This is a genomic window from Arcobacter peruensis (genome assembly GCF_003711085.1).
GTDB classification, from domain to species: Bacteria; Campylobacterota; Campylobacteria; order Campylobacterales; family Arcobacteraceae; genus Poseidonibacter; species Poseidonibacter parvus.
The window spans coordinates 2,665,872-2,684,620 of sequence record NZ_CP032363.1; the positions used below are offsets into that span (position 1 = coordinate 2,665,872).

Sequence of the window (18,749 nt, forward strand, 5' to 3'; positions counted from 1 at the left end):
TATAGTAACTTGGTAACCTAGTAACTATTTTTTATTTTTCAAGGTTACTAGGTTACTAGGTTACTTTATTTTAAAACTTTTTTTAGGCTGCTTTTATTAGATAGCCTTTTTTTGTCTTTCCGTTTATTTTCTTTGTATATGGGATAAATCCTAAGTTTTTTAACCTTTTAGAAAAGTTTATTTTGCTTAATGGGTTTTTTCCAGCTTCTCTCGTGCTTATTCTGTACGCTTCATATAAATCAGCTATTGACTCAAAATAATCTTCTATAACTGTTTTTGAGTATTCATTTTCCTCTACAAATAACGCTACGCTGTCCGACTCTTTCTTATATTCTGCTAATGCTTCATTTGTCTTTTTTGAATCGGAAAATTTCTTATTTTTTAGCAGTCTTTCAAGTCCTTCTAATATCCAATTCAAAACACCGCTTAACTCATTTTCGATTATTTTTGAGTGTAACTCTGTATCCCTTTTTTCTATTGGTATTGTCTTATCAAAAGGAATAATTATAAATCTTCTAAATACTGCTTCATTATGTTCATTTATACTTGGCAACTCATTTGCATTAAATATTAGTTTTGTATTACCTTCTAAATAAAAGGGGTTTCCATATTTAAGCCTAGCTTGAACGGGTTCACCACTTACCAACCTTTTAAAAGTATCAATATCTATATTTTTTCCTTTTATTTCACTTCCATAATTTACAAGTTTGTCTTTTAATAATGCTCTGTTTGCTTCTCCATTGTTTTTATCTGTTAAATCTCCTAAACTCATCATTGATATATTTGTATCACCTAATAAAGATTTTATAACCTCAAAAAATACACTCTTACCATTTGCTCCACTTCCATATAATATAAGTGCCTTTTCTAATTTTAAATGATTAATAAAAATATAACCTGCGTACTCTTGTAAAATAGTTTGGGTTTCTTTATCAAGTACATCATCTAAGTATTGTTTAAATATAGGTGCAATTGCTTTTTTATTATAATTAAAAGTTAAAACATATTTTAGAAAATCTTCTTTTTTATGGGGTCTTAAATTTACTTTATTTTCTGTAACTTCTAAAGTTCCATTTAAACAATTTAATAAAACTGTATTCTCTTTTTTTATTGGTGCATAAAATCCCGAACTTGCGATAAATTGCTTATACAAATCATCTTTAAACTTATGAGTTTCAGCTTGTGCGGGGCTGTAATAATTCATTTTTTTTGATATACGATTAAAGAACTTATACAAATCATCTTTTATACATTGAATCCAAAAAACGCCATTATAAAGATAGATAAAATCATATTCTCTCGCTATATCCCAACCTTTAGTTTCTGCTACTTCTAACAATTTATAAACTATTGCTACTATGTAAAGAGTAGCGGGTACTTTAGATATTTCTATTTCTCCATTTTTTTGGTACTTAACTAAAGGATCTTTTATTTCTCGGTTTAATACACTTATTAACTGTATGTTACTTGGAATACTTTCCACCATTAAAGATAATAACTCTCCAGGTGTTAGCGTTAAACTGCTTTTTTTTGGTATAATATTATTATCATTCTTATTTGTAATTACCTCATCTTTTGGCTTAATCTGTTCATTTGATGAGGTATCTTTATTTACTTGCATGTCTTTTTTAAATTCATTTTTATTAAACATTATCAACCTTTTTAATTATATAATCTGTAAAATCTGTTCCACTATCAAAAGAAAATAAGTTATCAATCTTAATTACATTTTGACAAAATCTCTTATATGCTGCTTGTCCTGCTTCATCACCATCAAACGCTCCCAAAAGCTCCACGCCTTCCAGTTTTAAGTTATTGATATAAGATATTAATTTATCACTAAAACTATTTGACACGCTCTCTATTGATAAATAAGGTATTGAATACAAAAGGGCATTAATACTATTCTTTAAACCTTCACCTATAAAGATATAATCATTCTTTTTAAGTAGTTCTTCATTTTCATATTGAAATGGGTATAAAAAATAATCACCTCTTTTTATTGGTTTTTTGCTGTTGGGTAGTTGGTAATATTTAATAGGTTTTTCTTTGTTACTTTTTGGTCTGTAATTAATCATATCAACTATATTTTTCTTTGAATCTCTTAATATAATTTTAGTACATTGATACTTTTCATCATAAGCCAAAATATACTTATTTAGATAAATCAATTTCCAATAAAAAGATAAATCAATAGTATCTCTTTGAAATAATTTTGTATCATTTAGCTTTAAAAGTTTTGTACCAGGATAACCACGAAAACAACCCTTTTTTAAATGCTGTTTTAACTCTTGTTCTAATCGTTTGCTTTTTTGTAATTGCAGCTCATAGGGTTCTTTATCAACTTTCTTTTTTATAGGTTGTGTATAAACTCGTGGGGCAGTTGTTTCATCATTTGAAATATTAAGTTTATTTGCTATAAATTCAATAGCATTAGGTAGTGAAATATTATCTTTAAACATAAGATAATCAAGAACATCACCACCCCCAAAACCGCTACCGTTTCCAAAATCTTTTAAATATCCATTTGGTGCAATTGAAAAGCTTTTATCATCTTCAAAAGTGTACTTGCTTGTAATTCCATAACCAATAGAAGATAAAAAGTCTGCTACTGCTTCCCTGCTGCTTAATATCTCTTTTATTTGGTTCTTTAGATATTTGTTAACACTCATTTTAAAGCCTTTTTCTTTGGCTTGTATCTAAGTCTTTTATCCAGGGGCGGATTGTCCTTTAATATAATATTTCTATATCTTCTTACTTTCTCACTGTCTTTTATTGCTTGGGGTGGTAGGTTGTTTGTTGTAACTCCTGGATACATAATCCTCATATACTTTAATACAATTTGTATACTACCTTCATCTTTACAAAATAAAAGATTGTTAACCAACGCTTTATGCGTCCATATTTTAATATCATTATTGATTGATTTTATATATTTTTTCTTCATAATGAACTACTTAGCAGCTGTTTTAATAAAATTGTCTAATTCTTCTACACTGTAAATCGTCATTGAATCAGATATTTTAATGGGTCTTATTTTTCCATCAGCTATAAGGTTATAAACCGAACTTCTTGAAATACCATACATTTTTACTAAGTCTTTTATTCTTATGTATTTTGGGGTAAAGGGTTGTGTATTTGTCATTTTCTACCTTTTTGAAATGAGTAAAAAATAAAAATGTTCTTTTGAAGCTGCAATATTTTAAATTTGTTAAATAAACTATTGACTTTCTTTAAATAATATAATATTATTATACTAATAGATATATAATACTATAAATAAGAACTAAATTTTTATTTATAAATTAGCTTTGAAAAAAGCAACAAAATAAAGGGTCTTTAGTTATTGGCGTAACTAAGAATCTTTTATTTAACTATGTACTATAATGTACAACTGCAATTTTAACTAAAATTTAAACTAAATGGAAGATATAATAATATTATACTATATATAATACTTACAATAAATCCATAATATAGTTGCTCCACCACTCTAATAATGGTCTTTGTTGAGGTAAATAATTTACTTTATTTTTATAAGCACTTTCAATTTTTGTATCTTTGCTGTGGTCTAATATGCTCTCCATAATTTTATCATTTGCTTTGTGTTCTTCTTGGTGTTCTTCTGCAATTGTACGAAACGACCCCCTAAAACCATGTAAAGATTGTTTTTTATTTGCTGTAAATCCTAATCTTATTAATGCTTGGTTTGGGCTTTCTTTACAAATAGGCTTTTTATTGTCATTACCTATAAAGATAAATTCTTTTAGTTCTGCATATTTAGTTGAATATTCTTTTTGTTCATTTAATATATTTATAACCTCATCAGTTAAAGGTAATATAAAATCATTTAAATTATGGTTCTTAACTTTCATTTGGTTTCTTGGAATCGTAAGCAGCTTATTATTAAAATCTATATTATCCCATTTGAGGTTACATAAATTATTTGCTCTTAATGGTATATGTAAGACAAGTTTTAAAGCATTAACAATTGATGGAGTTCCTTTATATTTATAAATACTATTTACTAATTCTTTAAATGTTTCTTTATCTGTGATTTTTGGATAATTGTTTACTATTCTCTTTTTTGTAAGTACATCATTTTTATTTATGTTCCCTAAATAGTTATAAGAACAATAATCTTTTAATACTGCATAAGCCCATAATTTAGATAAATAATTAAAAAGCCTTGATGCTGTTTCTGTTGCTGTTTCTTGTTTCTTTTCTAATACTTCCAATAATTCAAGTTTTGTAATATCTTTTATATGTTTATCTTTAAAAAATGGTAATACCGAACTTACAAAAATTTGATATTTCTTTTTATATGTTACGGCTGTAATATTTGGTTTTTGAATTTCAAACCATTCATTCATAACATTTATAAATAATCCTCTATCTTTGTTCTTTTCTTTTACTGCAATTTCTTTTACTGTTTCTATGGGGTCTTTTCCCTCTTCAAGTAACATAATGTTGTTCCCTCTATGTTCCCTCGCTTTTTCTAAAGTAACACCAGGATAACTACCTAATGATTTTTTTCTTCTTTTATTTGTAATTGGTGAAATATATCTAAATCTCCATATCTTGCTGCCGTTTGGTTTTATAATTAAAGATAAGCCTTTTCCATCGTTAAGCTCGTATTCTTTTAATTTTGCTTTTGCTTTTGATATTTTTGTATCACTTAATGGAGTAGGAATTTTAGGCATTGTAGAACTTCCTTTTTATGCTTTTTGTACCCTCAAAATATCAAGGGAACATAAAATTATACTAAAGGGAACATTAAAGGGAACATAAAAAAGTGGATTGTATTAAATAGTATAGTACGGTATTGTATAGATAATTAGCTATAAAGCCCTTAATTAAGGGGTTAAATAAATAACATTGAATTGTTTTGGATTGGTTAATGGTGGAGATGTCCGGGATTGAACCGGAGTCTTAAAACATATCCGCATAGCGTCTACATGTTTAGAAGAGGTCGATCAATTTCACTTATCATAAGCTCAACCTGCAAGGCTTATGAAAGATAAGATTAGGAATGTCTCTTTAAAGTTAAATCAACTCTTTAAAGATAAGCTATTAGGGTGAGCCCATTTAAATCTACCTATATAGCATCAGTAGAATGAGCCTCCTAGTCTCGACCCACTTAAGGGGAGTCTAAATTAAAACTTACGCTGCTGCGTAAGCTGGAGAATAATTAGTATTATTTGCGTTTAAAAAAAATGAACCGTATAACGGCGTGTTCAGGCCGACATGCAACTAGACTTCAATGCTCTAATCGAAGCCAAATCATCCCCATATATAATTCGCAACTTTAACAAATATTTACTTAAAATATAATATAATAATAGTTAATATAAATTAAAAGAGGTAAAGATGGCAAATACTAATACAGGTATTTTAATTATCGGAGCTGGTGGCGTTAGCCGTGTTGCAACAACTAAGTGTGCAATGAACATAAATACATTTGAAAAGATTACTTTAGCATCAAGAACCATATCAAAATGTGAAGCAATTGCAAGTGATATCAAAAAAAATCAAAACGTAGTTATAAATGTTGCATCAGTAGATGCAGATAATGTTCCTTCTTTAGTAAAATTAATCGAGGAAGTAAAACCACGTGTTGTTTTAAATGTTGCTTTACCTTATCAAGATTTAACAATTATGGATGCATGTACGCAAACAGGTGTTGATTATGTAGATACTGCAAACTACGAACATCCAGATGAAGCAAAATTTGAATACAAAGAACAATGGGCAAAGCAAGAGCAATTTGAAAAAGCAAATGTAAAAGCTCTTTTAGGTTCTGGTTTTGATCCTGGAGTTACAGGTGTATTTTGTGCTTATGCTCAACAAAACCTTTTTGATGAGATAAACTATATTGACATCATGGATTGTAATGCAGGTGATCACGGTTACCCATTTGCAACAAACTTTAACCCTGAAATTAACTTAAGAGAAGTTTCTTCAAATGGTAGATATTGGGAAGAGGGTAAGTGGATTGAAACTAAACCTTTAGAAATTAGAGTTGAGCATGACTATCCAGAAGTTGGTGTAAAACCTTCTTATCTTTTATATCACGAAGAATTAGAATCATTATGTAAAAATATCAAAGGTTTAAAAAGAATTAGATTCTTTATGACATTTGGTGATGCTTATATTCAACACATGAATTGCCTTCAAAATGTAGGGATGTTAGGTATTAAAGAAGTAGAGCACAAGGGACAAAAAATTATTCCTATTGAGTTTTTAGCTACACTTTTACCAGATCCTGCATCACTAGGACCAAGAACTGTTGGAAAAACTAATATTGGTTGTATTATCGAAGGTATAAAAGACGGTAAAAAGAAAAAAGTATATATTTATAATATATGTGACCATCAAGAGTGTTATAAAGAAACGGGAGCTCAAGCAGTTTCTTATACTACAGGAGTTCCAGCGATGATTGGAACTAAAATGATTTATCAGGGTATTTGGGATGGAAAAGGTGTCTTTAATATAGAAGAGTTTGATGCAAAACCATTTATGGATGAACTTATGACTCAAGGTTTACCTTGGACAATTTTAGATTTACCAGTAGACTAATAAAAAAATATAAAAAAATAAAAAGGAATTAAAATGAAAAAGTATATTTGTACAGTATGTGATTATATTTATGACCCAGCTCTTGGAGATCCAGATTCAGGAATAGAAGCAGGAACTGCATTTGAAGACATTCCAGAAGATTGGGAATGTCCTGATTGTGGTGTAACAAAAGAGGACTTTGAGCCTTTTGAAGAAGATTAATCAAACAGTAGATAGTTTTGAAAAACTTCCAAGTCCTAGTTTTGTATGTGAACAAGACTTACTTGAAAAGAATTTAAAACTATTAAAAAAAGTGCAAGATGAAGCTGATGTAAATATTCTTTTAGCTTTAAAAGGTTTTTCTTTATACTCAACTTTTGAGTTGTGTAAAAAATATTTAAAAGGCTGTTGTGCTTCAGGATTACATGAAGCACTTCTTGCTAAAAATGAGTTTGGTGGAGAAGTTCATACTTACTCTCCTGCTTTTAAAGATGAAGAAATTGAAGAAATAATTGATCTTTCAAACCACTTAGTTTTTAACTCTTTTAACCAATTAAATAGATACAGACAAAAAGCAATAAATAAAACTTCAATAGGTTTACGTATAAATCCTGAGTATTCATCTGTTGAGGTAGATTTATACAATCCCTGTGCTGTTAATTCAAGATTAGGTATTACAAAAGCAAACTTTGAAGAAAATAATCTTGAAGGTGTTGAAGGTCTTCATTTTCACGCACTTTGTGAGCAAAATGTTGATGCTCTTGAAGGTGTACTTGAAGCATTTGAAAAAAACTTTTCACAATATTTCTCACAATTAAAATGGGTAAATTTTGGAGGAGGACATCATATTACTAGAGCTGATTATGATGTTGTTGGTTTAATTAAATTATTAAAAGAGTTTAAATTAAGATATCCACACCTTGAAGTATATCTAGAACCAGGTGAAGCTGTTGGATGGCAAACTGGTTATTTAGTTGCAACTGTTTTGGATGTAGTTAAAAATGGAATGAATTTAGCAATTTTAGATACATCAGCAGAAGCACATATGCCAGATACTCTTGCAATGCCATATCGTGCAGATATTAGAAATAGTGCACTTGCAAATGAAAAAGAGTTTACTTATAGACTTGGTGGAAATACTTGTTTAGCTGGAGATATAATCGGAGATTACTCTTTTGATAAGCCCTTAAAAATTGGTGATAAAATAATCTTAGAAGACATGATACATTACACAATGGTAAAAACTACCACATTTAATGGAATAAAGTTACCATCAATTGTAATTAAAGTATCAGATTCATGTTATCAAATTGTAAACAATTTTGGATATAATGAGTATATAAGCAGACTTTCATAAAGGATTAAATTAATGGGAAAAGATAGAGATATTATTCATAACGAAATAAAAGATTTAGAAGATTTAAACTCTTCACTAGAAAAAGAGAATAAAGAAGATAAAGATTCAAATTCGAAAAATAAGAAAAAGAAAAAATCAAAGAAAGTCCAAATTTGGGTTAAAAAAGATACTTTAGAGTATGAAAAAGAACTAACTAAACTTCAAATTGAATTATTAAAATTCCAAAATCATGTAAAAGAGCAGGGATTAAAAGTTCTTATGATTTTTGAAGGTAGAGACGCTGCTGGTAAGGGTGGAACTATCAAAAGAATTACTGAACATTTAAACCCAAGAGGTGCTAGAGTTATTGCTCTAGAGAAACCAAGTGATAGAGAAACCTCTCAATGGTATTTTCAAAGATACACTCAATATCTTCCAAGTGCGGGAGAAATAGTGTTATTTGATAGGTCATGGTATAACAGAGCTGGAGTTGAACCTGTAATGGGATTTTGTTCAACAACAGAACATCATGAATTTTTAAAAGAAGTTCCTGAATTTGAGCAAATGCTTGTAAAATCAGGAATTATTTTAATGAAATTCTATTTTTCAGTTTCTAAAAAAGAACAAGCAAAAAGATTCAAAAAAAGAGAAGTAGATCCATTAAAACAATATAAGCTTTCACCTGTAGATAAAGAGTCTCAAAAACTTTGGGATAAATATACAATTGCTAAGTTTTCAATGTTAATGGCTTCAAATACTGACGTTTCACCATGGACTGTTATTAAAAGTGATGATAAAAAACAAGCTAGAATAAATTGTATAAAATATATTTTAGATCATGTTGAGTATCCTAATAAAATAGATGATGAACATATAAAAACTGATGATAATATCTTAATTTCAGGTACAGAAGAGATAGGAAATATGGAACAAGAAAATAAATTTGCAAGGTCTGTATAATTATGAATTTAAGTGATTTTGAAAAAACAAACCATAGTGGATTATATATTTCTAAAGCTGCCCATCCTACTTTTGGAAAAAAATATATTGCAAGATTTCAATATGAAAGAAAAAGATACGTAAAAGTACTAGGATATACTAGAAAAGATGGTCTAACAAAAAAAACAGCTTTAGATTTGATGCTTAAATTTAAAGATTCAATAATCGTAAAAGAGGATACTATAGAACCAACTGTTATTAAAAATGAAGAAAAAAATAATAGTTTTGAAAATGAACAGTTATCAAAATTAATAAAAGAAAATGAAGAATTAATTGCAATTTTAGGTAATTATAAAAAGCTTAATCCTGAAATTTTAGCTGAAGGTATACAAAAAATATACGATCTTGAAGAATTAAAAAAATATCAAATTGAATTAATTAAACTTCAAAATCATTTAGAATCAAATTCGCAAAGAATGATTATTATCTTTGAAGGAAGAGATGCTTCTGGAAAAGGTGGTGCAATTAGACGTATGACTAGATATATGAATAATAAGCATTACAGAATTGTAGCCCTTGGTAAGCCAACAGAAACTCAAAGAACACAATGGTTCTTTCAAAGATATGTTGAACGTTTCCCAACAGGTGGTGAAATAGTACTATTTGATAGGTCTTGGTACAATAGAGCAATGGTAGAGCCTATTTTTGGATTTTGTACAAAAGAAGAACATGAAATTTTTATGGAAGATGTTGTTAATTTTGAGCAAGATTTAGTAAGACAAGGAATGATATTAATCAAACTTTATTTCTCAGTTTCAAAAGAAGAACAAAAAAGAAGATTTGATAGAAGAATTCAAGATCCATTAAGACAATGGAAATTCTCTGAAGTTGATATGCAAGCGCAAGATTTATGGGATGAGTTTTCTGAAAAGAAATATGAGATGTTAAGACGTACGACTTCAAGATCAGCACCTTGGCATATAGTTAGATCAGATGATAAACATAAAGCTAGACTTGAAGCTATTAAAGTAATTTTAAATTCTGTTGATTATGATGGAAGAAATTATTCACTTGATTATGAACCAAATGAAGATGTAAATATTTCTGTTCAAAGAGAGTTACTTCAAATGAGAAAATCTAAAAACTACTAATATTTAGTTTTCCTCTTATTTTAAATTCGCAAAATTCTACCAAGGATTTTGCGAGTTACTATTCTGTATTTTAGATTCCATTTTTTTCATTAAAGAGTTTGTTTTTTGATTATCTAATTGTTTTAACCATTTTTGCTCTTCTAAATCTGATATTTCATTTTGTTTTTTTACTTGTGTATCTTTTTTATTTTCATCTTTATTCTTTTTCTTGTCTTTATTTTCTTCTTTTTTATTCTGTGTATCTTTTTTATCTTTGTTTTTATCTTGCTTTTGGTCTTTATCTTTTTTATCTGAATTCTCTTTTTCTGAATCTTTATTCTTCTTCTTATCTTTATTTTCTTTCTTGTCTTTATTCTTATCTTTTTTGTTTTTATTTCCTTTATTCTTTTGCTCTTGTTTTTTTAATGCTTTATTAACTAAATCTAGGTTTTCTTTTGTTTGTTTGTCATTCTTTAATTTTAGTGCTTCTTCATAAGTTTTTTTTGCTTCTTGTAAGTTTTTTGCTTTTACATAAGAGTTTCCAAGATTATGAAGTTTTTGATAGTTTAAATCTTTATCATCACTTTCTATACTTTTATACTCATTTATAGCTTCTTTAAATTTACCTTCTTTATAAAGTGAATTTGCAAGATTATATTTAGCTTGGGAGCTTTGTTTTATACTTGAAAACTCTTTTGCAGCTTTTCCATAATCTTGAGTCTTATAAGCGTTTTTTGCATCATTGATTGTTTGGAAATCAAAAGTAGCTGCCTTTGTATTTTGTAAATTAAAACATAAAGATAATAGAAAAATTGAAGTTATGTTTTTTTTATTTTTAAAGCTTAATTTTGGCAATGATGAAAAAGCAATTAGTATTAAAAATATAGCCAAGCCAAGAGGATAATAGAAAAGTTCAGTATAAGTTTTAAATCTTTTTTCTTCAAACTTTTGTTTTTGTGATTTTGAATTAATCTCATTTAAAACCTGAGTTATATCATTTGAATCTAATGAATAGTTAATATATGCACCATTTGTTTTTAAGCTTAATTCTTTGATATTCTCATTTAATCTTACATTTACAATATTGCCTTTAGTATCAACTAAATAGTTTCCATCTTTAAGTTTAATAGCTGAGCCTTTTTTACTTGCAGTTGCAATTGTGTAAATATTTATGTTGTTTTGTTTTGCAAACTCTATTTCTTCTTCAAAGCTTTTTTTATCTGCTCCATCACTTAATAAGATTAGATTTTTATGTTTAAAGTCTTTTAATAATTTATTTGTTGTTTCTAATGTTGAATAGATATTAGTTCCATTATCAAAATTGATTCCTGTATCTAAGTTTTCAATTAATATTTTTAAAGATGTAAAATCTTGAGTTACTGGTGAGAGGATAAATGAGGACTTTGCGAATAAAATAACTCCTAATGCATTTGTTTTTGAAATTTCTATAATATCAAGTAATTTTTTCTTTGCAAACTCTAATCTATTTGGATAAATATCATTTGCTAGCATGGATTTTGAAACATCAATTGCAACTATAACTGCATTTAGCTCTTGTTTTGATTCGTGTGTTTTTTCATTTGCAACTGGACGTGCGAGTGCTATTATCATAAATAGTAATGAAATAAATAAAGTTATATTTCTAGCTTTATTTGAGAAATATTGGTTTGAAACAGAAAGTTTCTCTAATATATCTTTTGAAAAATATTGTTCAAATGAATTCTTTTTTGTGATTATAAAAAACATTAAAATAAAAGCTGGTATTAGCATTAAGTAAATCACATTTATGTATAAAAATTGCAAGGTAAAACTCCTTTAAAAATGTATTTTATAAAAGGCTTAGTAATATTTAGATAAAATCACGGTTAAATTATAACAATCGGAGTAAATTTGATGGAATTCAAAGCAAATAAAGTAGACGAAGCAAACGCAGTAGTATCTGCAACAATTACAAAAGAAACAATTGACACTAACTTAGATAAAGTAGCTAAACAAGCTGCTAAAACTATGGATATTCAAGGTTTTAGAAAAGGTAAAGTTCCTGTTGCTGTTGTAAAACAAAGATATGCAGATAAATTAACTGAAGACGCTGAAGGTGAAGCATTAAGAGCAATCTTAGCAGATGGTTTAAAAGAATTAAACATTACTAATGAAGATTTAGTAGGTGAGCCTTCAATTACTAAATTTGATAAAAAAGAAGATGGTTCAATTGATGTTGAAGTATCAGTTGCTTGTAAACCAGCAGTAGAATTAGGTGATTATAAATCATTCTTACCAGAAGTTGAAGACAAAGCAATAGATGCAAAAGAAATTGATGCTAAATTAGAAGAAATGGCTGCACAATCTGCACCATTAACTAAAATTGCTAGAAAAAGAATGGTTAAAGACCAAGATCACGCTTTAATTGATTTTGAAGGTTTTGTTGATGGTGTTGCATTTGATGGCGGAAAAGCTGAGAAATTTGCATTACACATCGGTTCTGGTTCATTTATTCCAGGATTTGAAGATCAAGTAATTGGTATGAAATATGATGAAGAAAAAGATATCACTGTTACTTTCCCAGCAGAATACCAATCAGCTGATTTAGCTGGTAAAGAAGCTGTATTTAAAGTAAAATTACATGAAATTCAAGAAAAAGCTGCTGGTGAAATTAATGACGAATTCGCTGCTAAAATGCTTCCAGGTGAAGAAAATGTAACTGTTGATACATTAAAAGAAAAACTTGAAGAGCAAATGAAAGCTGAAGCAAAAAATAAATACTACAGAGAAGAATTAAAACCTGCATATTTAGAAACTTTAGTTGAAAAATTAACTTTCGCATTACCATCAACTGTTGTTGATCAAGAAGTTAATCAAGCATTAAACAACAAAGTAAGATCTATGAGTGAAGACGAAATTAAAGCTTTACAAGAAGATGCTGCTAAAGTTGAAGAAATGAGAGAAGAATTAAAAGAAGATGCACAAAATTCTGTTAAAGCTACATTCATCGTTGATGCATTAGCAAAAGCTGAGAGTGTTGATGTTACAGATCAAGAAGTTTCTCAAGTATTATACTACGAAGCAATGCAAATGGGACAAAATCCTCAAGATGTATTAAAACAATATCAAGAAGCAGGATACCTTCCAGCAATTAAAATGTCTATGATTGAAGAAAAAGTAATTACTAAATTATTAGACGAAAAATTAGCAAAATAAAACCTTTTAGGTTATAGGATAAAAAATGAGTTATATACCATATGTAGTTGAACAAACTGGAAGAGGAGAAAGAAGTTACGATATTTATTCAAGACTTCTTAAAGATAGAATCATCATGTTAAGTGGTGAAGTAAATGATCAAGTAGCATCAACTATTGTTGCTCAATTATTATTCTTAGAAGCTGAAGATCCAGATAAAGATATCTATTTATACATAAACTCTCCAGGTGGAGTAATTACTAGTGGAATGTCTATTTATGACACTATGAATTATATTAAACCTGATGTTTGTACTATTTGTATTGGTCAAGCTGCATCTATGGGTGCATTTTTATTATCAGCTGGAGTAAAAGGAAAGAGATATTCTCTTCCTAACTCAAGAATCATGATTCACCAACCAAGTGGTGGTGCTCAAGGTCAATCAACTGATATTCAAATTCAAGCAAAAGAAATTCAAAGAATGAAAGACGATTTAAATGCAATGATTGCAGAACAAACTGGTCAAAAAGTTGAAAAAATTGCAGAAGATACTGAAAGAGATAACTTTATGAGTGCACCTCAAGCTTGTGAGTATGGTCTTATTGACGAAGTTATCGCTAAACATAAGTAGTAAATCTAATGATTAGAGAAGTTATAACTTATCCAAATAAATTACTTCGATTAAAGTCTGAAGATGTTGTGAAGTTCGATTCTGAACTTCACACACTTTTGGATGATATGTATGAAACTATGATTGATCATGCTGGCGTTGGACTTGCTGCAATTCAAGTTGCTATTCCTTTAAATATTTTAATAATTTGTTTACCAGATGAAGAAGATATTCAAAGTAAAGAAAATTTAATTGAAGCTATTAATCCAGTAATTACTCATAAAGATGGTGAGCAAGTTTTTACAGAAGGTTGTTTAAGTGTACCTGGGTTTACTGAAGATGTTACAAGAGCTGAACATATTGTAGTTGAATACTATAATCGTGAAGGCGAAAAACAAATAATGGAAACTGAAGGTTTTTTAGCTGTTGCATGGCAACATGAAATGGAACATTTATCAGGACACTTATTTATTGAAAATTTATCTTTTTTAAAAAGAAAGAAGTTTGAAAAAGAGTGGAAGAAAAAACTAAAAGAAGAGAAAAAATAAATTAATATTTTTTCTTTTTCTTTAACTTATTAAACTAACTGCAGTTTATGAACTACATTATATATCATAGATAAAAGCAAACTATTTACTAATATCCAAACTAACCAAAAGAATATTTTTTCAAATTTTGTGATAAATAAATTCCTATAAAAATATGGAAAAGATTTATATGCAGAAAATAAAAAAACAATAACTCCAAATATAAAACTTATAGTATTTATTGATGTAAAAATGATAGTTATAAACGTTATAAAAGGTAAAAACACGCTAAGTGCAAAAAACTTTGCATACTTTGGTCTTTTATTTGTTTCATTAAAATATCCAACTGTATATCCACATTTAGGACAAACTGTTCCTAACTGTTCTTTAATTTCACTTTGACATTCTGGACATGACATTAATTTCATAAAGTATTTTCCTTTAAATTTATTAAATTATATAAGATATATTTATACCAATTTATAGTTTGTATTGATATTAAAAATTAAAAAGTACAAGACATTTACTTAACATTGTTCTTTTATTTCTCTTTTATTTAATTTCCGAAGTAATATTTCAATAATAAATGCAATAATAAAAGTAATTAGAATATAAATGAAAAAGTAATTAATTTCTTTAGATGTATAATATATAGCAAACCCTGCAGCTAAAAAAGTACCTAATATGCTTAAGATAATTATAAAAATATTAGCTTTTGTTTCTTTTATTACAAATAAATGGCCAATATGTGTTAATCCTTGTATTAATAAAACTATGATAGCAGCAATTGATGCAATTGTTCCTAAATCCAAAAATAGTATCATTGGAACTACAATTAAAGCTGAAATAATAAGCCCTTCTGTATTATGATAAATATGTCTTTGATAAACATTAGGCAAATCACCTTCTTTTGCTAAAGTATAGCCTATTTGTGTTGCTGCATAAAGTGTTGCATTAATTGCAGAGGCTGTTGCTAATAATGCAGTTGCTGCTATTAGTTTAAATCCTAATATGCCAAATATAGGTAGTGCAGCTTTAGCTAGTGCAAAGTCTTCACTTTTAATAATTTGTTCCAAACTTAAATTCCCAAAAACAGCGATACTCACACTTATATATAAAATTGCTACTAAAATTATTGTGATTACCATAGATTTTAACATTGTATCAGAAGGATTATCCATATCTTCAACACTATTTGTAATAACACTAAAACCTTGAAAAGCAAAAAAAGTTAATCCCAATGAGTATAAAATTGTCAAAGAACTGGGACTATTTTTAAAACTAAAATGTGAAGGTTCAATATAAAGTATTGCAGCAAAGGTAAAAATGATTAAAGCAATTAACTTAATAATGACAATTGATGATTCTATTTTAGAAATAAAAGCAGCCCCTAGTAGATTTATAATTACAAATACTCCTAATACTATTAAGGCAAACATATTAATATTAAAGTCATTTATTCCTGATTTTAAATATGTACTAGCATAGGTACCAAAAGATTTTGCTACAGCTGCAATTGATATAAGTTGAGCAAAATAAAAAAGTATTCCTAATGATCCAGAAAATAAACCTTTTCCATATGCTTGGACTAAATACTCAATAATCCCTCCACGACTTGGATAGGTAACTGAAAGTTTACTAAGTGAGTATCCACATAATAAAGCAATAATTCCTGCAATAAGAAAAGAAGCTATTACAAAATTTCCAGCAATTGCTCCTGCTTGTCCAATTACTATAAATATTCCAGCTCCAACCATTGAACCAATTCCTAAAAATATTGCGTTCCATAGTCCAAAAGATTTTTTATTTGATGTCATTATTTTCCTATTGTTGTATTATTTAATTAATTGCATTATAACAATTTTGATTGATAGTATAAGTAAAAAGAGTAAATAATAAGCTATAATAATTTTAAATATTATTAAAGGATATTCTTTGAAAATTATAAATTCTGCTTCTTTAGATGGAATTGACGCTTTAAATATTAATGTTGAATCAACATTTACAAAAGGTTTGCCATCATTTACTATTGTTGGATTAATTTCAACAAGTATTCAAGAATCAAAAGATAGAGTTAAATCTGCACTTTTAATGAATGAATACAAATTCCCTCCACTAAAAATTACAATTAATCTATCCCCTTCAGATGTTAAAAAGAAAGGTACACATTTTGATTTAGCAATTGCATTACAAATTGCTTTATATGATTTAAAAAAAGATGTATTCTGCGATTTTCATGTTTTTGGGGAGCTTAGTTTAAATGGTGATATTAAAGATACAAGCACAATCTTTCCTCTTGTTTTATCTTTAGCTAAAAATAAAAGAATTAAAAAACTTTTAGTTTGTGAAGAAAGTGCAAAATATATATCTAATATACCTAATTTAGAAATATATGTTGTAAATAATCTAAAAAATGCAATAGAATTTTTTAATTTAAAGAATAATGATGATAAAGAAAAATACAAATATAAATCAACTACTTTAGAATATGAAACAATAGATATTAATGATGAGAAATTCTATTATGATAAAAAATATGAAGAAGATTTTTCTGATGTAATAGGACAAGAAAATGCAAAATTTGCAGCATTAATTAGTGCTGCAGGAAATCATAATTTGATTTTTGAAGGTTCCCCTGGATGTGGAAAATCAATGATTAGTAAAAGAATTAAAAATATACTTCCACCAATGAGTCTTGAAGAAATACTTGAAAAAGCAAAACTGCAAGCTTTAGATTATAAAGAAATCGATTTTGTACCTATTAGAACTTTTAGAAATCCTCATCACAGTTCTACAAAATCTTCAATTTTTGGAGGAGGAAGTACAAATGCAAAAATAGGAGAAATTGCACTTAGCAACAACGGTATTTTGTTCTTTGACGAATTGCCACATTTCTCGAAATCAGTTTTAGAAGCTATGAGAGAGCCTTTAGAAGATAATAAAATATTAATCTCACGAGTAAATAGTAAAACAGAATATTTAACAAAGTTTATTTTTGTTGCATCTATGAACCCATGTCCTTGTGGAAATTTACTTTCAAGCATTAAACAATGCAGATGTAATGAAGCAGAAATTCAAAGATATAAGAACCGATTATCAGACCCATTCTTAGACAGAATTGATTTATATGTTGTTATGAATGATACTTCAAATGATTCTAAAAATACAGTAAGTTCAGAAGAGTTACACCAAAATGTAATAAATGCTTTTATTGCTCAAAAAAATAGAGGACAAAGTGAATTAAATGGTAAGTTGAAAGATGAAGATATAAAAAAATATTGTATTTTAGATGAGGAATCTTCTTTTCTTTTCCAAAAAGCTATTATTTCTTATGAGCTAACTTTTAGAAGTATAAACAAAGTATTAAAAGTAGCAAGAACTATTGCTGATTTAAATAATAATAAAGATATTACAAAAGCAGATTTACTAAAAAGTTTAAGTTTTAGACGACGATAAAAACTGCTTTACCCCTCTATAATCACAAAGATGCTAATATTGCAGAATATTAGAGCAATAAATTGCTTAAGGAGAAAAAATGACTAAATGTGGTTATGTATCAGTAGTAGGACGTCCAAATGCAGGTAAAAGTTCACTATTAAACTGGCTAGTTGGTGAAAAAATTGCAATGGTTTCACATAAAGCCAATGCTACAAGAAAAAGATCAAATATAATTGTAATGCATGAAGATGATCAAATTGTATTTGTAGATACTCCAGGTATCCATGAAACAGAAAAACTTATAAATAAATTCATGTTAGATGAAGCATTAAAAGCAATGGGTGATTGTGATTTAATTCTATTTTTAGCACCTGTTACAGATAAACTAACTCATTACGAAGATTTTTTAGTTAAAAACAAAAAAAATGTAAAACATATTTTATTACTTACAAAAGTTGATAATGTTACTAACGAAGAAGTATTAGAAAAAATGAAAGAGTATCAAGTTCATTCTGACAAATATGAATCAATTATTCCAGTATCAATTAAAAAGGGTACAACGCATGGAAATATTTTAGATGATGTTGTTAAGCACTTACCAGAACATCCATATTTATTTGACCCTGAAATCATGACAACTGAACATATGAGAGATATTTTTAAAGAGTTTATTAGAGAATCAATTTTTGAGAATATTTCTGATGAAATTCCATATGAAACAGATGTACTTATTAATAAAGTAGAAGAAAAACCAAAAATCGATGTAATCAAAGCTACTATTATTGTTCAAAAAGGAACACAAAAGGGAATGATTATTGGTAAGAATGCAGAAGCTATTAAAAGAATAGGAAAAGACGCAAGACTAAAAATTGAGAAATTAACTGGAAGAAAATGTTTCCTAGAACTATTTGTTTCAATTAAAAAAGGCTGGACAAAAGATAAGCAAGGTCTTAGAGAGCTTGGTTATGATGTAACATTCTAAACAGATATTTCTGTTTAGAATTAATTTTTAAATAAAAATATTAATTATTATTTTT

The 18,749-nt window shown here is 27.9% G+C and carries 18 protein-coding genes and 1 other RNA gene; 10 read left to right on the plus strand and 9 right to left on the minus strand.

Going from position 1 to position 18,749, the window contains the following annotated elements; all coding sequences use genetic code 11:
• Positions 1–82 precede the first annotated feature (82 nt).
• The 6 genes from D3Z07_RS13230 to ssrA form a co-directional block, all read right to left on the minus strand.
• A complete protein-coding gene (locus D3Z07_RS13230) occupies positions 83–1,651 on the minus strand; it encodes a DNA primase family protein (protein WP_122894130.1) in 1,569 nt (522 codons plus the stop codon).
• Complete coding sequence (locus tag D3Z07_RS13235) at positions 1,644–2,672, minus strand: hypothetical protein (RefSeq protein WP_122894131.1); 1,029 nt, start codon at positions 2,670–2,672, stop codon at positions 1,644–1,646. Before D3Z07_RS13235 ends, D3Z07_RS13230 begins: the two co-directional genes overlap by 8 nt.
• Entirely contained in the window at positions 2,669–2,947 is a 279-nt protein-coding gene (locus tag D3Z07_RS13240) for a hypothetical protein (protein WP_122894132.1), read from the minus strand. The genes D3Z07_RS13235 and D3Z07_RS13240 overlap by 4 nt, the downstream gene beginning before the upstream one ends.
• 6 nt (positions 2,948–2,953) lie before the next feature.
• Positions 2,954–3,145: a helix-turn-helix transcriptional regulator gene (locus D3Z07_RS13245; RefSeq protein ID WP_122894133.1), complete on the minus strand. Its 192-nt coding sequence runs from the start codon at positions 3,143–3,145 to the stop codon at positions 2,954–2,956.
• A gap of 313 nt (positions 3,146–3,458) precedes the next feature.
• Positions 3,459–4,703, minus strand: coding sequence for a tyrosine-type recombinase/integrase (locus D3Z07_RS13250; RefSeq protein WP_122894134.1), 1,245 nt, complete (start codon positions 4,701–4,703; stop codon positions 3,459–3,461).
• 198 nt (positions 4,704–4,901) lie between these two features.
• Positions 4,902–5,291, minus strand: a transfer-messenger RNA (tmRNA) gene (gene ssrA / locus D3Z07_RS13255).
• 79 nt (positions 5,292–5,370) lie between these two features.
• Here ssrA and D3Z07_RS13260 point away from each other — a divergent pair.
• The 5 genes from D3Z07_RS13260 to ppk2 (D3Z07_RS13280) are packed head-to-tail and all read left to right on the plus strand — an operon-like array spanning position 5,371 to position 9,984.
• Positions 5,371–6,579 carry a saccharopine dehydrogenase family protein gene (locus D3Z07_RS13260; RefSeq protein WP_076087954.1) on the plus strand — a complete coding sequence of 403 codons (1,209 nt, stop codon included), beginning with the start codon at positions 5,371–5,373 and terminating at the stop codon, positions 6,577–6,579.
• A gap of 33 nt (positions 6,580–6,612) precedes the next feature.
• A complete protein-coding gene (rd, locus tag D3Z07_RS13265) occupies positions 6,613–6,780 on the plus strand; it encodes a rubredoxin (protein WP_076087952.1) in 168 nt (55 codons plus the stop codon).
• Positions 6,767–7,915, plus strand: coding sequence for a carboxynorspermidine decarboxylase (nspC, locus tag D3Z07_RS13270; protein ID WP_076087950.1), 1,149 nt, complete (start codon positions 6,767–6,769; stop codon positions 7,913–7,915). Before rd ends, nspC begins: the two co-directional genes overlap by 14 nt.
• Positions 7,916–7,927: 12 nt before the next feature.
• Positions 7,928–8,854: a polyphosphate kinase 2 gene (gene ppk2, locus D3Z07_RS13275; protein WP_076087948.1), complete on the plus strand. Its 927-nt coding sequence runs from the start codon at positions 7,928–7,930 to the stop codon at positions 8,852–8,854.
• 2 nt (positions 8,855–8,856) lie between these two features.
• Positions 8,857–9,984 (plus strand): polyphosphate kinase 2, encoded by a 1,128-nt coding sequence (gene ppk2 / locus D3Z07_RS13280; RefSeq protein ID WP_076087945.1) that lies wholly within the window; start codon positions 8,857–8,859, stop codon positions 9,982–9,984.
• A 36-nt stretch (positions 9,985–10,020) separates the two neighbouring features.
• Here the strand turns inward: ppk2 (D3Z07_RS13280) and D3Z07_RS13285 are convergent, their stop codons facing one another.
• Positions 10,021–11,766 (minus strand): vWA domain-containing protein, encoded by a 1,746-nt coding sequence (locus tag D3Z07_RS13285; protein WP_122894135.1) that lies wholly within the window; start codon positions 11,764–11,766, stop codon positions 10,021–10,023.
• Between the two features lie 90 nt (positions 11,767–11,856).
• Between D3Z07_RS13285 and tig the strand changes: the two genes are divergently transcribed.
• The 3 genes from tig to def are packed head-to-tail and all read left to right on the plus strand — an operon-like array spanning position 11,857 to position 14,295.
• The gene (gene tig / locus D3Z07_RS13290) at positions 11,857–13,158 is read left to right on the plus strand and encodes a trigger factor (RefSeq protein ID WP_076087941.1); all 1,302 of its coding nucleotides are present in this window, start codon (positions 11,857–11,859) and stop codon (positions 13,156–13,158) included.
• Between the two features lie 25 nt (positions 13,159–13,183).
• Positions 13,184–13,768, plus strand: coding sequence for an ATP-dependent Clp endopeptidase proteolytic subunit ClpP (clpP, locus tag D3Z07_RS13295; RefSeq protein WP_076087939.1), 585 nt, complete (start codon positions 13,184–13,186; stop codon positions 13,766–13,768).
• A gap of 8 nt (positions 13,769–13,776) precedes the next feature.
• Positions 13,777–14,295 carry a peptide deformylase gene (gene def / locus D3Z07_RS13300; RefSeq protein ID WP_122894136.1) on the plus strand — a complete coding sequence of 173 codons (519 nt, stop codon included), beginning with the start codon at positions 13,777–13,779 and terminating at the stop codon, positions 14,293–14,295.
• Positions 14,296–14,324: 29 nt separating this feature from the next.
• On the opposite strand, the gene D3Z07_RS13305 is transcribed toward def, so the two are convergent.
• Together D3Z07_RS13305 and D3Z07_RS13310 are read right to left on the minus strand one after the other, a co-directional pair.
• Positions 14,325–14,702 carry a hypothetical protein gene (locus D3Z07_RS13305; RefSeq protein ID WP_076087935.1) on the minus strand — a complete coding sequence of 126 codons (378 nt, stop codon included), beginning with the start codon at positions 14,700–14,702 and terminating at the stop codon, positions 14,325–14,327.
• Positions 14,703–14,801: 99 nt separating this feature from the next.
• Positions 14,802–16,091, minus strand: coding sequence for an APC family permease (locus D3Z07_RS13310; RefSeq protein WP_122894137.1), 1,290 nt, complete (start codon positions 16,089–16,091; stop codon positions 14,802–14,804).
• A gap of 118 nt (positions 16,092–16,209) precedes the next feature.
• On the opposite strand from D3Z07_RS13310, the gene D3Z07_RS13315 reads away from it, so the two are divergent.
• On the plus strand, positions 16,210–17,730 hold the full coding sequence (locus tag D3Z07_RS13315; RefSeq protein WP_076087931.1) for a YifB family Mg chelatase-like AAA ATPase: 1,521 nt from the start codon (positions 16,210–16,212) through the stop codon (positions 17,728–17,730).
• A gap of 79 nt (positions 17,731–17,809) precedes the next feature.
• Positions 17,810–18,694: a GTPase Era gene (gene era / locus D3Z07_RS13320; RefSeq protein ID WP_076087929.1), complete on the plus strand. Its 885-nt coding sequence runs from the start codon at positions 17,810–17,812 to the stop codon at positions 18,692–18,694.
• Positions 18,695–18,749: the final 55 nt, after the last annotated feature.

What these genes read in the sequence shown, in the direction of transcription:
- D3Z07_RS13260 (WP_076087954.1), top strand. Translation starts at nt 5,371, where the DNA reads ATGGCAAATACTAATACAGGTATTTTAATTATCGGAGCTGGTGGCGTT.
- ppk2 (WP_076087948.1), top strand. Translation starts at nt 7,928, where the DNA reads ATGGGAAAAGATAGAGATATTATTCATAACGAAATAAAAGATTTAGAA.
- tig (WP_076087941.1), top strand. Translation starts at nt 11,857, where the DNA reads ATGGAATTCAAAGCAAATAAAGTAGACGAAGCAAACGCAGTAGTATCT.
- D3Z07_RS13230 (WP_122894130.1), bottom strand. Translation starts at nt 1,651, where the DNA reads ATGTTTAATAAAAATGAATTTAAAAAAGACATGCAAGTAAATAAAGAT.
- D3Z07_RS13250 (WP_122894134.1), bottom strand. Translation starts at nt 4,703, where the DNA reads ATGCCTAAAATTCCTACTCCATTAAGTGATACAAAAATATCAAAAGCA.
- def (WP_122894136.1), top strand. Translation starts at nt 13,777, where the DNA reads ATGATTAGAGAAGTTATAACTTATCCAAATAAATTACTTCGATTAAAG.
- D3Z07_RS13305 (WP_076087935.1), bottom strand. Translation starts at nt 14,702, where the DNA reads ATGAAATTAATGTCATGTCCAGAATGTCAAAGTGAAATTAAAGAACAG.
- rd (WP_076087952.1), top strand. Translation starts at nt 6,613, where the DNA reads ATGAAAAAGTATATTTGTACAGTATGTGATTATATTTATGACCCAGCT.
- era (WP_076087929.1), top strand. Translation starts at nt 17,810, where the DNA reads ATGACTAAATGTGGTTATGTATCAGTAGTAGGACGTCCAAATGCAGGT.
- clpP (WP_076087939.1), top strand. Translation starts at nt 13,184, where the DNA reads ATGAGTTATATACCATATGTAGTTGAACAAACTGGAAGAGGAGAAAGA.
- D3Z07_RS13240 (WP_122894132.1), bottom strand. Translation starts at nt 2,947, where the DNA reads ATGAAGAAAAAATATATAAAATCAATCAATAATGATATTAAAATATGG.
- ppk2 (WP_076087945.1), top strand. Translation starts at nt 8,857, where the DNA reads ATGAATTTAAGTGATTTTGAAAAAACAAACCATAGTGGATTATATATT.
- D3Z07_RS13235 (WP_122894131.1), bottom strand. Translation starts at nt 2,672, where the DNA reads ATGAGTGTTAACAAATATCTAAAGAACCAAATAAAAGAGATATTAAGC.
- D3Z07_RS13245 (WP_122894133.1), bottom strand. Translation starts at nt 3,145, where the DNA reads ATGACAAATACACAACCCTTTACCCCAAAATACATAAGAATAAAAGAC.
- D3Z07_RS13310 (WP_122894137.1), bottom strand. Translation starts at nt 16,091, where the DNA reads ATGACATCAAATAAAAAATCTTTTGGACTATGGAACGCAATATTTTTA.